This window comes from Chryseobacterium sp. ERMR1:04 (assembly GCF_001297705.1).
In the GTDB taxonomy this organism is placed as follows: Bacteria; Bacteroidota; Bacteroidia; order Flavobacteriales; family Weeksellaceae; genus Chryseobacterium.
Genome location: NZ_LIRF01000007.1, coordinates 451558 through 466574, shown reverse-complemented (window position 1 = coordinate 466574; position 15017 = coordinate 451558). Strand labels below are relative to the sequence as shown.

Annotated in this window: 12 protein-coding genes; 3 read left to right on the top strand and 9 right to left on the bottom strand. The window is 33.7% G+C overall.

Annotation, left to right across the window (positions count from 1 at the left end; genetic code table 11):
• The first annotated feature begins 24 nt into the window (after window positions 1-24).
• Window positions 25-942, top strand: coding sequence for a hypothetical protein (locus AMQ68_RS25685; protein ID WP_241775161.1), 918 nt, complete (start codon window positions 25-27; stop codon window positions 940-942).
• Between the two features lie 54 nt (window positions 943-996).
• Here the strand turns inward: AMQ68_RS25685 and AMQ68_RS16810 are convergent, their stop codons facing one another.
• The 3 genes from AMQ68_RS16810 to AMQ68_RS16800 all read right to left on the bottom strand — a co-directional run bounded on the left by AMQ68_RS16810 (window position 997) and on the right by AMQ68_RS16800 (window position 3750).
• The gene (locus AMQ68_RS16810; protein WP_054511762.1) at window positions 997-1860 is read right to left on the bottom strand and encodes a lamin tail domain-containing protein; all 864 of its coding nucleotides are present in this window, start codon (window positions 1858-1860) and stop codon (window positions 997-999) included.
• A gap of 196 nt (window positions 1861-2056) precedes the next feature.
• The gene (locus AMQ68_RS16805) at window positions 2057-2899 is read right to left on the bottom strand and encodes a T9SS type A sorting domain-containing protein (RefSeq protein WP_054511761.1); all 843 of its coding nucleotides are present in this window, start codon (window positions 2897-2899) and stop codon (window positions 2057-2059) included.
• 89 nt (window positions 2900-2988) lie between these two features.
• The gene (locus tag AMQ68_RS16800; protein WP_160317996.1) at window positions 2989-3750 is read right to left on the bottom strand and encodes a T9SS type A sorting domain-containing protein; all 762 of its coding nucleotides are present in this window, start codon (window positions 3748-3750) and stop codon (window positions 2989-2991) included.
• Between the two features lie 220 nt (window positions 3751-3970).
• Between AMQ68_RS16800 and AMQ68_RS16795 the strand changes: the two genes are divergently transcribed.
• Window positions 3971-7168 carry a hypothetical protein gene (locus AMQ68_RS16795; protein ID WP_054511759.1) on the top strand — a complete coding sequence of 1066 codons (3198 nt, stop codon included), beginning with the start codon at window positions 3971-3973 and terminating at the stop codon, window positions 7166-7168.
• 90 nt (window positions 7169-7258) lie between these two features.
• Here the strand turns inward: AMQ68_RS16795 and AMQ68_RS16790 are convergent, their stop codons facing one another.
• The gene (locus tag AMQ68_RS16790; RefSeq protein ID WP_054511758.1) at window positions 7259-9229 is read right to left on the bottom strand and encodes a T9SS type A sorting domain-containing protein; all 1971 of its coding nucleotides are present in this window, start codon (window positions 9227-9229) and stop codon (window positions 7259-7261) included.
• A gap of 200 nt (window positions 9230-9429) precedes the next feature.
• On the opposite strand from AMQ68_RS16790, the gene dusB reads away from it, so the two are divergent.
• The gene (dusB, locus tag AMQ68_RS16785; protein ID WP_054511757.1) at window positions 9430-10425 is read left to right on the top strand and encodes a tRNA dihydrouridine synthase DusB; all 996 of its coding nucleotides are present in this window, start codon (window positions 9430-9432) and stop codon (window positions 10423-10425) included.
• Window positions 10426-10479: 54 nt separating this feature from the next.
• Here dusB and deoC read toward each other — a convergent pair whose 3' ends face one another.
• The 5 genes from deoC to AMQ68_RS16760 all read right to left on the bottom strand — a co-directional run bounded on the left by deoC (window position 10480) and on the right by AMQ68_RS16760 (window position 14981).
• On the bottom strand, window positions 10480-11226 hold the full coding sequence (gene deoC, locus AMQ68_RS16780; protein ID WP_054511756.1) for a deoxyribose-phosphate aldolase: 747 nt from the start codon (window positions 11224-11226) through the stop codon (window positions 10480-10482).
• A 3-nt stretch (window positions 11227-11229) separates the two neighbouring features.
• Complete coding sequence (locus AMQ68_RS16775; protein ID WP_054511755.1) at window positions 11230-11700, bottom strand: Lrp/AsnC ligand binding domain-containing protein; 471 nt, start codon at window positions 11698-11700, stop codon at window positions 11230-11232.
• Window positions 11701-11740: 40 nt separating this feature from the next.
• On the bottom strand, window positions 11741-12670 hold the full coding sequence (locus AMQ68_RS16770; RefSeq protein ID WP_054511754.1) for an endonuclease/exonuclease/phosphatase family protein: 930 nt from the start codon (window positions 12668-12670) through the stop codon (window positions 11741-11743).
• A 380-nt stretch (window positions 12671-13050) separates the two neighbouring features.
• Window positions 13051-13722, bottom strand: a complete 672-nt coding sequence (trmD, locus tag AMQ68_RS16765) for a tRNA (guanosine(37)-N1)-methyltransferase TrmD (RefSeq protein ID WP_054511753.1) — start codon at window positions 13720-13722, stop codon at window positions 13051-13053.
• Window positions 13719-14981: an NAD(P)/FAD-dependent oxidoreductase gene (locus tag AMQ68_RS16760; protein WP_054511752.1), complete on the bottom strand. Its 1263-nt coding sequence runs from the start codon at window positions 14979-14981 to the stop codon at window positions 13719-13721. Before AMQ68_RS16760 ends, trmD begins: the two co-directional genes overlap by 4 nt.
• Window positions 14982-15017 lie beyond the last annotated feature (36 nt).

Genomic DNA, 15017 nt, shown 5'->3' with positions numbered 1-15017 from the left:
CAATCTTTTTTCGATCAGAAATTTTTGTATTCTGTAACCCCAACATATAGTACCGGAACAGGAAAACTAACAGGATCAGGAGCTGTTTCCTATTCATTTTTACCTGCCGAAAGTATTATCAGAAGCTTGACTTTTGGCGTTTCAGGGTCTTACTTTCATTATGATTATGATCTTGCATATAGAAAAGCCTCTCTATTCTCTAATATCAATTTCAGAAAAAATCCTAGAAGTACTGTGAGCAGAGGAATTGGCCTTTCCTATACTTATTTTGAAAGAGATCTTAACCCGATTATGGTGGCTAATCAGGATTATCATAAATATAATCTTTGGAGCGTTGGATATGGATATTCCGACAGCCAAATGATTCACGAAAAAAGTTTAAGCGTAAGCACCCAAGGAATGGAAGACTTTAACAAAATTACTGCTGAAGCCTTTTACAGATGGGAATTTGCCCCTAAACAAAAATTAAGCGTAAGATTATTTGGAGGTTATTTTGTAAGAAATGAAACCAGAAACAATACTTTTAATTATGGTATTTCCAGAGTTTCTGATTATTCTTTCTCTTATAATCTTTTGGGACAAAGCGCCAACAGCGGAATTTTATCTCAACAATTTATTTTAGCAGATGGTGGTTTCAAATCATTTCTTCCCGGAAGTGTTAATAAATGGATTACTTCTGTGAATGTAGATTCCAGTGTTTGGAAAATATTTCATGTATATGCTGATGCCGGTGTTTATAAAAACAAAGATCAACCGACTCAGTTTATTTGGGATACAGGGATAAAAGTAAGAGTAATCCCGGATTTCTTGGAAGTTTATTTCCCTATTCAATCTTCTTTAGGATTTGAACCTTCATTTAAAGATTACGCAAGACGTATACGATATACTTTGGTTCTTAATTTAGGATCAATCATCAATGCAGCAAGAAGAGGTTGGTATTAAAAAGAAAAACAGCTACCAATTGCAGCTGTTTTTATATGTATTAAAATGATAGGCCTAATCTTTTAATATTTTCTGAGATACAGGTTCATTATTAATGGTTCCTGTCACCATATAATCACCTTCCGGAAGATCGGAGATATCTAAACTTAAAATATTTTTCGCCGAAGTTGTTTTTACTATTCCTCCGACTGAGTTATAGATCTTAATATTTTTCACTTCAGTTCCAAATAGGAGTTCATCATCTTTTACAAATGCATTTTCTATAAAATTAAATTTCTTAGAATTATTACTCGTATCAAAAACCGCTAATGTTCCCCCTGAAGAATTTCCCGGAGAGGCTGTTGCAATGGTAAAATCAATTGTATTGTCATTGGTATCACCTGAAATTCTTGTAATGGAAGTCGTAGTCGTTGGAGATGGAGCAGGTCCTGCGCCTTCAAACTGATCCGCAGATCCATATCCTACAAAATCTAGCACGTTGCCTGCTGCAGGTCCCGTAACTTGTGAGGAATTACTCGCTAGCGCAACTTTACCGGAAGTAACGGCAATTCCAATTCCTATTGATGGATTTGAAGTTCCGTTAAAATTAATAACTGTTGTTGCTATAAAATCCGGAGTTGGTAAATTCACAGTTCCTCCCCCACCCGTCGCTTCCTGAATAAGATAAACTTGTCCGGGATTTAAACTAATGTTTGGTAAAGTATGATATTGTGTGAATGCCCCAACAGCCGGAGCATACTGAATGGTTGCTCCTATTAGAGAAGAGGTAGTAGAACCTATATTTTTCAATTCTATGAAATCATTCTTCAATGTTGCCCCCGAATTTCCGCCGCCGCCGTATATTTCGTTGATAACAATCTGAGCATTCATTAATGCAACCGTCGAAACTAATGCGATAATAGTAAAAATTTTTCTCATGATAATATTGTTTTGTGTGATATTATCATTAAAGTGCAAAAATAATACCTAAAATTTAAATTAAAAACTCAAACACGAAGAATAAAACAAACACACTATCAAAAGATTACCTAATAAAACTCACATTTTTATTAATCAATAAAAAACCGCTGCTTCAAAGAAACAGCGGTTGTATATCTAAAAAGAATATTTCAGATTAGTCTTTCAAAATTTTCTGAGAAACTGGTTGGTTGTTAACCGTTCCTGTAACGATATAACTACCTTTAGCCAAATCAGAAACATTTAAAGTTTCATTTTCTTTTACAGAAGCAGATTTTACAACCTGTCCGAACATATTGTAAACTTTTACATCTTTAGCTTGAGCTCCAAAAGTAATTCCTTCATTTTTAACGAAAGTGTTTTTAACGAAACTTCCTTTTACTTTAGATAGATCAGTAACTGCTAAAGAACCAGAAGTTCCTGTGATGGTAACATTATCAAATCTTAAAGCACCGCCAGTAGCATATGATGATGAACTACCAACCGGGGTATAAGTAGAGTTATTTGCTGGGTCGAAAACGATAACAACTCTAATTGCAAAATTTGCATTGTTATTACCTGCCGCAGGAATCGTAGCTGTTACAGTAGAATAGCTACCCGTAACCGTAGAAGGAGCTGCTGTAGCGTTTACCCAAGTAGACCCATTAGTAGTATATTGTAACTGAGCAAATTTTGATTGTGTATTAGAGCCATATAAGTCAGTAGATACACTAATATTACTATATCCAGTTGTATTTACTGAGAATTGTGCCCCTGCTGTGCCTGAAGCTGTACCTTGAGCAGGATAAGTCTGCGTAGAATATGCTTTTCCTGTACCTGGATTACCACCAACCCAAGCATTAGAAGTATTTGGAGTAACACCTCCAATTAAAGTTAAAGTTCCTGTCCCTGTAGATGGAGCTGTTGAACTCGCATCAAAATTCCATTGAGTTATCGTCGTCTGTGCAAAAATAGCAGTTGTTGTTGCTAAAGCAACAAATAAAGAATAAATCTTTTTCATAATATAAAGTTTTAAATTGTATGACGTAAAACTACAAAAAAACCGCCCTTTTTACAAAGTGGCGGTATATAATTAACAAATTGTTAAAGTTAGTTTTTAATGATTTTTTCTGATACTAATTGACCATTTACAGTTCCAGCTACGATGTAAGTCCCTTGTTTTAAATCAGCTACATTTAGTGACTGATTTTCAGAAACTACTGCCGTTTTTACAACTTGACCTGCAATGTTGTAAATTTTCACATCTGATTTAGTACTAAAAGTAATATCATTTTTCACAACTGTATTTTTAATGAATAAGTTTTTTCTTCCTTTTATTTCGTTTGTCGAAAGTGATCCAGCGCTACTACCAACAACTTTTATATCATCAATTCTATAGTTTCCATTATTGCTTGTTACTGAAGACCATCTAAGACTTAAAGTTGACGTATTTTCTGTTTGTACCGGTAATTGTATAGCAACACCCCCATTTACAAGAGCCCAGCTATTCCCATTCTTAACATATGTATAAGTTACGTCATTCCATGTAGAGCCATCAGTACTCCATTGAAAAATAATATTTTGAGCAAAGGTACCAGTCCCTCTTCCTCCCCAAATAATATTAATGTTATTATATCCAACTGTTGATAAATTAGAATAGGTTAATGTATGTGTAACTCCATTTGAACCAGTTCCTACAAATACTGCATTTGCTCCTCCTGAAACTCCAGCATAACCAGTTGATCCAGAAGCTGTACTAGCATTCCATCCATTAGAGGTATTTGTACTTACCCATCCCGTCGGAAATGTAGATGTAGTTCCAAAATTCTCTGACAAAAGAGTAGTCTGTGCAAATGCTGTTGCTGCAATCATTACTGTAGCAACTAACGAATAAAGTTTTTTCATGGTTTGAAAATTTAATTATTAATAATTTAGACGGCTAAAATACAAGTATTTTTATTTCCATCACAATAAATTGCATAAATTTTTGTTAATAATGTTAAAACCTTAATTATAAACAATTTTTAGTTATTTTTACCAATTATTTTCCAAGAACTTGCGGAATTTCATTCTATTATTCATTATATTTTTTATGAGCATTACATTTACTAATGCTCAGGTGTTTTCGTGGAAAAACCCTAACATTCCAAAAGACAGTATAAAAAAGGATAGTATCTTGGCTGCAAGACTTGAGCAAGATATTTTTACAAAAGATACATTAGACTTTGTAAGGACAAGCAACAGAATTATTGTAGATGAGGCTGTACTTGCAAAAAATGATAAAAAACGATTTTTAGGAGAGCTAAACTCAAAGGGTTCTATTATTAGGGGAATTACATTTGGTAACAATCAGGGGCAGTCTGTACAAAGCTCGATGGACCTTCAAATTTCAGGAAGGCTTTCAAAAGACGTTACTATTTTAGCCAGTATTTCAGATCACAACTTACCAATTCAGGCAGATGGATATACCCAGACTTTAGAGGAGTTTGATAAGATCTATATGCAGCTTAATATTAAGGACAAATCAATTCTTAGAGCCGGACATTTAGATTTGGTTGAATCTAAAAATTATTTTGCAAAATACCAAAGACGAAGTATGGGACTTGAGTTCCAAACAGAATTTGGAAAGGATAATAAAACTTTTGTAGACGTTTCAATGGGCGTTGCCCGAAGTGAATTTCACAGAGTACGTTTTCAAGGGGTTGAAGGTAACCAAGGACCTTATCGTTTAACAGGTAAAAATGGCGAACAGTTTATCACACTGATTTCAGGTTCTGAGCAGGTTTTTATTGATGGTATCTTAATGAAGCGTGGTGAAAACCAGGACTACATTATTAATTATAATACAGGTGAGGTTACTTTTACTAGTTTCCGTCCTATTTTCCAGCAAAACTTTATTACCATTTCTTATAATTATGCGAATAGAAATTATTCCCGATATTTATTTACAGGAAAATTAGAGCATACAAGAGAGAAAATGAAAATCGGTTTCAACTGGTTCATGGAAAATGATAATAAAAATGCCCCTCTTGCCTTAAACCTTTCTAAAGAAGATGAGCAAATTTTAGCCAACGCTGGAAATGACCCTAATTTGATGTACGCTCCATCAGGGGTCTTAACTGAATATGACGTTAATAAAATTTTATATCGATTAGTACAAAATCCTAATGGTAATTATTACGAATTCTCTACAGATGCGAATGAAAGTCTTTATCAGGTTTCATACACCTATTTCGGGGTGAATCTTGGAGATTACAAAATAACACAAACCACTAATAATGGCCGTGTTTTTCAGTACGTAGGACCGAATGCAGGAGACTATAGAGCTGTAAGGAAATTACCTTCCCCTCAAAAATCTCAGGTATACTCTGTAAACTCTGAATTTTTACTAAAAGACGGAAAAATAGGAGCTGATTTCTCCTTAAGTAATTATGACCTGAATTTATTCTCTTCAAAAGATTCTGATCAGAATATTGGGTACGCAGGGCGTATTTTCGGAAATAAAACTTTTACAAAAAATAATTGGAAAGGAACTCCAAGTTTTGAATATCAACATATCGATAAACAATTCCATATTTTAGATAGAATCAACGATGTAGAATTCTCCAGAGACTTTAACTTAGCTCAGGAATTCAGTGGTAGAACTCAAAACAGGTTTATATTCAGTTTCCTTAACAAATGGAATAATAAATCTACCTTAAACTATCGTATCAATTATCTGGATGAACAGGATTCTTATAAAGGGATGAAAAATGATCTGGATTTTAGCTGGATCAAAGGAAAATTTTTCACAAAAGGAAATCTATCTTATTTGAATACCAACGCTATTCAACAAGATACAAAATTCATCAGAGGTGGTGTTTCAACCGAATTTACCGGCAAAAAAGGAAGCTGGGCAGTTGGTGGAAGTATGGAACACAACGAGAAAAAATATAACGATACCCAATTAATGGATGTCACCAGTTTCAGTTGGAAAGAATTATTTATTCAAAAGAAAATTGGTGATAGTACGAGAACAAAATTATTGGCTAAAGTGTACATGAGAGATAATGACTCTGTGCGCGATAACAGACTTCAAAATATGAATAATATTTTAGGGGTTATGGTAGAAAGTCAACTTATCAAAACAGAGAAAACAACCTTAAATGCTTTAATTCATTACAGAAAATTCTTCTACCAAAATCAGGATATTGACGCTTCCAGAAATAATGATTTCGTGGTAGGAAATATTCTTTATAACCAACAGCTTTTCAGAAATGGGATGCGTTTGCAGGCGTTTTATGAATTAGGAAATGGGCAGGAAGCGCAAAGAGAATTCCAATATCTAAAAGTTACGGACGGACAAGGTATTTATAAATGGACCGATTATAACGGCGACGGCGTTCAACAACTTGATGAATTTGAAATTGCAGAGTATTCAGATTTAGCACAATACATCAGGGTTTACACCAATTCTGTACGGTATATTGCTTCCAATAAAAATAAGATACAATTAGCCTTATTTGTTAATCCATCCATTGTTTTTAATTCTGAAAATAAATTTTTAAAACGTTGGAATTTTAACATCTCTTTAAATTCACAAAACTCATTCTACAAAAAAGATAAAGTTTTAGTACTGAATCCTTTTGAAAAAAGTGCAGATCAGATTTTAAAAAATCAAAATATTTTAGCGTCTGTTCAATTCAGTCCAACAGAAAAATCAGGATGGAATGGTAACTACCGTTTTATTTCCAATGATAACTTAATCAACGCCAATTTCAGTAATGAAGAAAGGGAGCAGATTTCTCATTTCTTAAATGTTGGATATTGGTTTAATAAAGAATTCAGGGTAGATTGGGAAAATTCAGTTCATGATATTCAGAATTCATCGCAGCTATTTGCTACGAGAGATTATCGTTTAAATAATTTTGAGACCAAGCCAAAAGCAACTTATAAATTTACGGATGCTATTCAGGCTGAACTTTCTTCGGCTTTCCGTCAAAAACAAAGAATTGATGGCGAGGAATTCCTAAAAGCTTTTGACATCACAGGAACGATACAATGGGATCGTAAGAAAACTTCCATCAGAGGAAACTTCTCATTCATCAATAATAATTTTAATGGTAATAATTTCAGCATCGTTGGAAACCAAATGTTGGATGGTCTAAAGCCCGGAAAAAACCAGGTTTGGAGTGTTTTCATTCAACAGGCCATCAACTCTTTCTTACAGCTTAATTTAAATTACGAAGGACGAAATTCCGGCGACAGAACCATACATATCGGAAGTATGCAGGTGAAGGCAAGTTTCTAATTAATCTAAATTTTAAAGTTCAACTTTCCCATTTCATAAAACAAAAAACCCGACTAAAAGCCGGGTCATAATTTTAATTCTTATTTGGTTTTATCTTTTAATAATTTTTATAGATTGTGATTCTTTTTCTGAATTAACTTTCAAGATATAAACACCAGCAGGAACTTGTCTCATATCTATGGAAGCTTTTTCTGAATTTGCATTTTCAACAATAACTCTTTGCCCAACTGCATTATACACTTCAACAGTTTTGATTTTATTCACATCATTAATAGTGACAAAGTCAACCACAGGGTTTGGATAATAATTAATTTTCTTCTTAGCAATATCCTGTACGGCTAATACTGTCGCTGTAAATTCATAGGCACCCAAATCTGGCGTTGTAGCATTTCTCGCATTACCATCGGCATCTACGGTTACTTCTGTAACTGGTGTACCTTTATTATCAAGAGTATTATTACCCGATGATGCTAAATGAAAATCTGTAGCAGAAACAAAAACAGGAAGAACATTGATAGAATTAACATTTCCTCCAAAACCTGTTTGTATATCTGCCAAACTAATTCTGGCAGAACCTATAAATCCAAGATTGGTACCTGAAGAAAAATAATCATTATAATTAATATTAGAGAAAACTGTATTGGCAGCACTAGAATAAATAGTATATCTATCCCCCGCCTGAGTCTGAGAATTTACAAAAATGTTATTTCGCAGATCTATTGCTCCAGCAGCTGTTATTCCAGTTGTTACATTAAAGGCAGAAGGTCTTCCAGCAACCGTTTGGTTTACATTCATCGCTACTGTATTATAATATATTTTATAACCAGCTCCCGAAACCATGACAATACCATTACCATTGTCGTTAACACCTCCTGAAGCTGCATAACCATTACTAGAAATACCACTAATAATATTATTTGCTATTAATGTATTAGCTGCTGTACTTGTTGTAGCCAAATACATTCCTTGCGAACCATATCCTCCTGTATTGGTATTTTTTATCGTATTTATTTTATTTTTATCTATGGTAACTCCACTTGTTAATCCTCCAAGATATACCCCTGCAAAAAGAGGGCTTGTTCCAACAGATGTAAAATTAGAAATAGTATTATTACTCACCATGACATTAGCAGCAGCTACTGCTCCCGTATTTCCGGAAGAAATTGAAATTCCTGTAACCCCTGCTGACACAGTAGTTTCAGTACCTGTAAAATTAAGATTGGTAATTGTATTTCCAGTAATAGAAGAATTAACAGTTCCTGTTGCAAACCATACTCCTCTTTTAATTTCGGCATTCAAAGATTCAAAATTTCCAATTGTATTATTTTGTACAGAACCTCCATCTACCCCTTGTAAATAAACCCCTACAAGTCGGTTCGCATTTGCACCAGAAACATCTAGTGAGTTATCTTTTACTAGAGTTCCTGAGCCATTACCCACAGCAACGGCAGCAAAAATATATAAACCTATATATGCTTTTTGGATTGAATTATTTTGGATTGTTGTATTATTAAAATAGCCTCCCGCAGGAGTGGCCGCCCCATTAGTCATTACAAAAGCAGACGACGTATTTACTCCGTTGATAATATTTGTATTTTTCACTGTAAAATTAGAAACAGCAGTTGCTGCCGTAGCACCAATTACCGTTAATACCTGTGGAGCAGTAGTTGAGGTATTAGTAAGAGTAAGATTCCTAGTTGTACCTGCTACACTGTTACTACCATCTATTGTCACATTATTTCCTGAAATTTTAATGAGAGCTAGGTTATCTACACTTCCAGAGATTGATGCCGTTACCCCAATCGCAGGTTTTATCAAAACAGAAGTATAGCTTACTGTTCCACCACTTGCATTTAATGCAGCTGTAGCCGTTTCTGTAGTATTTGCAGTAATACTAATATTAATAGCTCCTTGATGTGTTCCTGCATTAATGGCATCGAATGCGCTTTTTAATGTAGTATAAGTTCCGGTTGTTGTGCCTGCTGTAGCAGCTAAACTTACTTGTGCATTTAAGTTTATTGCTGCAGCACTTACAACAATAAAAAATAGAATTTTTTTCATGGTATTAATATTTGGATTTGATTATAAATATATAAAAAATATCCATTTAAAAATCATAAAAACCTAAATAACATCAAATTAAACAACATTAAACAAAATATAAATCAATAAATTAAGTATTTTTAACACTAATTTGATTCCCAACATAAACACCAAAAAAGATCTTTTTTCTACTGTTTATAATTTCGTAAATTTGCAGCATGATAAAGATAGGCAACATAGAACTGCCGGAATTTCCGCTTTTGTTAGCTCCCATGGAAGATGTAAGTGATCCTCCTTACAGACGCTTGTGTAAACTGCATGGTGCAGACCTTATGTATTCAGAATTTATATCTTCTGAAGGGTTAATTCGTGATGCGATGAAAAGTCGAAAAAAATTAGACATTTTCGATTACGAAAGACCTGTCGGAATCCAAATCTTTGGAGGAGACGAAGAAGCAATGGCTATGTCTGCAAAAATTGTAGAGGCTGTAAACCCCGATCTTGTAGATATTAATTTCGGTTGTCCCGTAAAAAAAGTAGTGTGTAAAGGAGCCGGAGCCGGTGTCTTAAAAGATATCGACCTAATGGTTCGTCTTACAAAAGCTGTTGTAAGCTCTACTCACCTACCTGTAACAGTGAAAACACGTTTAGGATGGGACAGCAATTCTATCAATATTGATGAAGTTGCAGAGCGTTTACAGGAAACAGGAATTAAGGCACTCACAATCCACGCAAGAACCCGTGGACAAATGTATAAAGGTGAAGCTGATTGGGAGCATATCTCAAGAATTAAACAAAACCCCAATATCGAAATTCCAATTTTCGGAAATGGTGATATTGATTCTCCTGAAAAAGCATTAGCATACAAACAAAAATACGCCTGCGACGGAATTATGATCGGTCGTGCAGCGATTGGTTATCCTTGGATTTTTAATGAGATTAAGCATTTCTTTAAAACCGGAGAGCATTTGCCGGAACCCACAATTTTCGACAGATTATTGGCTGTGCGTCAACATGCAGAATGGAGTGCAGAATGGAAAGGCGAAAAATTAGGATTAATTGAAATGAGACAGCATTACAGCAATTATTTCCGTGGAATTCCTCATTTTAAAGATTTCAGAAGAAAATTCTTAGAGGTATATACTTTAGAAGAAATGGACGAGGTAATTAAACAAACCCAAGCATTTTACGAAGAATATCAGACCCAAGCATAAACAAGAAAGCCATCAAAAATTTGATGGCTTTCTTTTATTTTTTAATTGAATATTTTAATATCCTTCGGATGCAGACTGATTTTTAATTAAACCTAATGCTGAAGAAGTCCCTATTCTTTTTACTCCCATATTGATCATTTTCTCAGCATCTTCAGGAGTTCTTACACCACCAGCTGCTTTTACGGGAAGTTTTCCGGCATTATCCAGCATAATCTTTATCCCTTCAAATGTTGCTCCGTTAGGTTTCCCACCAGTAGTTTCATAAAAACCTGTTGAAGATTTCACAAAAATTTGTGAAAGATCATTTTCAGAAAAATTCTCTTCCGCCCAATTGGAAATATGCTTCGTAAGATCAGCAATTTGTTCATCCGATAAAGCCGCAATCTCGATAATCCATTTTGCTACTTTATGATGTTGAATACACAGTTGTGTACCCTGTACAAATTCTTGTTTTACCAATGATAGATCTCCTTTCAGATAAACGTTATAATTAATTACAAAATCTAATTCGTCAGCTCCGTTTTCTATTGCTTCTGAGGCTTCCGCGATTTTTTCATCAACAGAATATGTTCCTTCATGAAAACCAATCACCGTACCAACAATAACATTTGCATTCTTTTCCTGAATATACTTTTTGATTTCGGATACGTAATCCGGACGAATCATTACTGCAAGAATACCGTTATCGATAGCTTCCTGTGTAAGTTCTTTGTTTTTCTGTAAAGTTTCTTCGTTTGAAATACCAGACTGTGCCGGAGTTTTCAAATATGTTGAATCCAAATATTGAGCAATATTCATAATCTATTATACTTTCAATTGTCTGTAAATACCTTGTTCCAAAGATATGAAAGTTTCTGTTCTTGTCACTCCTTTTAGCTTCTGAAGTTTGTTAAGAATTGTCATTAAGTGATCATTATCCTTACAAAGAACCTTCAAGAAAATAGTGTAATTTCCTGTGGTATAATGAGCTTCTACCACTTCATTAATCTCTTTTAAAGCTTTAACCACTTCAGGATAATGACTTGGTTGATCTAAAAATACTCCGATGTACGAAATAACTTTATATCCAATTTTTTTAGGGTTCAGAAATGAAATTGAATTTTCAATAACTCCTGCATGCTCCAGTTTCTTTATTCTCTGGTGTACAGCTGTTGTTGAAATTCCTACATTTTTTGAAATGTGAGCTAAAGAAGTTTTAGCATTGTCCATCAACATATAGATGATTTCTTTGTCGATTGAATCTAAATGGTAGTTTGCACTTGTTGAATTTTTCATTTTTTCTACTTTTTTAAATTATTTATGTTTTTACATTGTGTTATAAATCATTAAATTTTACAAGAACCGGAAAATGATCGCTATACCCGCCTAAATACCGTGTGCCAGCATAAGTTCGGAAGGGCCTGCCTTCAAAATTCCTGTTCCTACTGCTTAGTTTTTCAGAGTTGAACACTTCAGCATTGTGAAATGATAAACCTTTATTATCAAATAATGATTTTGATAATATAATCTGATCAAACAGTAATCCGGATTTATAATGAAAAGTAGAATATTTTCTTGCGGAAAACAATTGCTGGAAAGGGTTTTCTAATACCTTTTCATGAGCATTGTTATAGAGAATTTTTACTAAATTTTCATCATCTGGGTTCTCGTTAAAATCACCACACAAGATTACATGCTCCTTTTCATTGATAATATTCAAAATCCGCCCCCGGACTTCGTTCAATATAAAGGTCCTTTTTGGTTTATTAATGTCTTTTTCTCGCTTTGAGGGAAGATGAGCGACAAATACATTAATAATCTCTCCTTTATATTTCACTTTAGAATACAATACATCTCTTGTTGTGTCGTAGTTTTCTGTGTTTTTATCTATAATTTCAAAGAAGAAAGTAATCGTTTCTGAATCTATTACTTCTACTTTATTTTTATCATATAACAGGGCAACATCTACTTTTCTTTCATCCATAGAATTGTAGTGGATGATGCCGTATTCTGAATTAAAAGGTTCCATTTCAATAAGATCTTCCAATACTTTCCTTCCGGATACTTCAGACAGACCTATCATCAATGGCAATACTCCATTCTCCTCCTTCATCAATTGAAAAACATGCGCTATCTTAAAAAGCTTGTTTTTATATCTTCTATCGTCCCAATTTCTTAATCCTGATTTTGTAGGATCTAATTTATGAATTGGTTTGGGATCGGGTAAAAATAAATTTTCTACATTATAAAAACTAAACAGCTCCATTACCTCGCATTTCTTTTCTTTATTTTTTTACACTTTAGTTCGAGCTTGTAAATTTATTATTTTTTTTCAAATATGGTTAATTTATTTACAATATATTTATATTAAAATAATATATTGAATAACCATAATTAAATAATATCAACAACTAAAATGTAAATATATAATTAAAAATTTTAATTACATACCACTTTTTTCATGAAAAAGAAATCAAAAAAAAAGATGAAATTTAAATTAACAAGAATAAAAATCTATTATAAATAGGATTATATGCTCATATTTAAATCTTACTTGCTGTTATTGCAATTATTATTCCATTTTTTAAAATAATTACTCAAAAAACAAAAAAAATAATTTTCACTAACGAATTTAAGTAACTTTTTTTAGAGTAAATCAGGACGTTTTTCTGTGGTAATCCTCACTGCTTCGTCATGTCTCCATTCTTCAATTTTACCAAAATTCCCACTTAGTAGAATTTTAGGAACCTCTAAACCTTTATAACTTTCAGGTCTTGTATAAATTGGTGGTGATAAAAGATCATCCTGGAAGCTGTCCGTCAAAGCACTCTGTTCATCATTTAAAACGCCAGGAACTAAACGAATAATAGAATCTGCCAGCACACACGCGGCCAATTCACCTCCTGTAAGCACATAATCGCCAATTGAAATTTCTTTTGTAATATGAAGATCTCTCACTCTCTGATCAATTCCTTTGTAATGTCCACATAAAAAGATCAGGTTATTTTTTATAGAAAGTGTGTTGGCTATTTTCTGATTTAGTGTAAGCCCATCCGGAGTCAAATAAATAACCTCATCATATTCTCTCTGAGATTTAAGCTCTGAAATACATTTATCTATCGGCTCTATCATCATTACCATTCCTGCTCCACCTCCATACGGTTCATCATCTATCTGTCTGTGCTTATTTATCGCCCAATCTCTTAGCTGATGAAAATGTACTTCTACCAATCCTTTATCCATTGCTCTTCTTAAAATAGAAGTCTGAAACGGACTTTCCATCAACTCAGGAAGTACGCTTATTATATCAATTCTCATTGTACTGTTTCGTTTTTTTTGTTCGGTAAAATAATTAATCTCAAAGATGAATCTTTGTTAAAATAGCTCCACATCCAGTTAAAGAATACCGCAAGTTTATTTCTTACACTCAAAATCAACATTAAGTGTAAAAACATCCAAAAATACCATGCAAAAAAACCCTGGAATTTTATAAATGGTAAATCTACAACTGCTCTGTGCTTTCCAATGGTCGCTAAAGATCCACGATCTTCATATTCGAATTCCTGCCATTCATCGGAACTCTTCTTTAATAAATTTTTACCTAAATTTTTCGCTTGATTAATGGCTACATTGGCAACCTGAGGATGCCCTTGTACATATTTTGGAGTTTCCATGTAGGAAATATCTCCTATTGCATAAATATTATCGTATCCTTTTATTTTATTAAAACGATCAACAATATATCTGTTTCTATTTAATTTATCTTGAGGAAAACCATCCACTACATTTCCGGTAACTCCCGCTGCCCAGATCACGTTATTGGAAGGGATTTCTTTTCCACTTTTCATAATTACTTTGTCCCCATCATACTCCGTTACATACTCATCACTCAGAAAGGTAACCCCAAGTTCTTTAAGATATTTTTCAGATTGGGTCTGAGCTTCAACACTCATCACCGCCAATGGCTTTTCTGTAGAACTTATCAATATGATCTTTAAATTTTCAAAACTCATATTAGGATAATCTCTCGGCAGAATTTCTTTTTTCATTTCCGCGAAAGCACCGGCTAGCTCTACTCCTGTTGGCCCACTTCCTACGATTACAATGTTCCAATTTCCATCATCGCTTCTGCTTTTTTCAATAATCAGTTTTTCAAAAGTCATCAAAACATGATTTCTGATTCCTATTGCTTCCTGTGTATTCTTCATTCCAAAAGCTCTTCCTTCAAGATCTTTATTACCGAAGAAATTAGTTTTACAACCTGTTGCAATCACTAATTTATCATACGTAAATTCTGCTTCGTCGGTAATCACCTTATTATTGGCTGCATCAATTTCTCTAACCTCCGTGAGACGAAACTGTATATTCCTGGATTGCTGAAAAATTTTCCGGAAAGGGAAAGAGATATTGGAAGGCTCTATCCTCCCACACGCCACCTGATAGAAGAGCGGCTGAAACATATGATGATTAACTTTATCCAGAACAATTACCTTTTTGTTCTTGTTATTCAACGTCTTTGCAAGTTGTAATCCCGCAAATCCTCCTCCTATAATGATGATCTTTTCGCGTGTTTCCATATCATACAAATTTACTGATTTTATTTAGCATTTTAG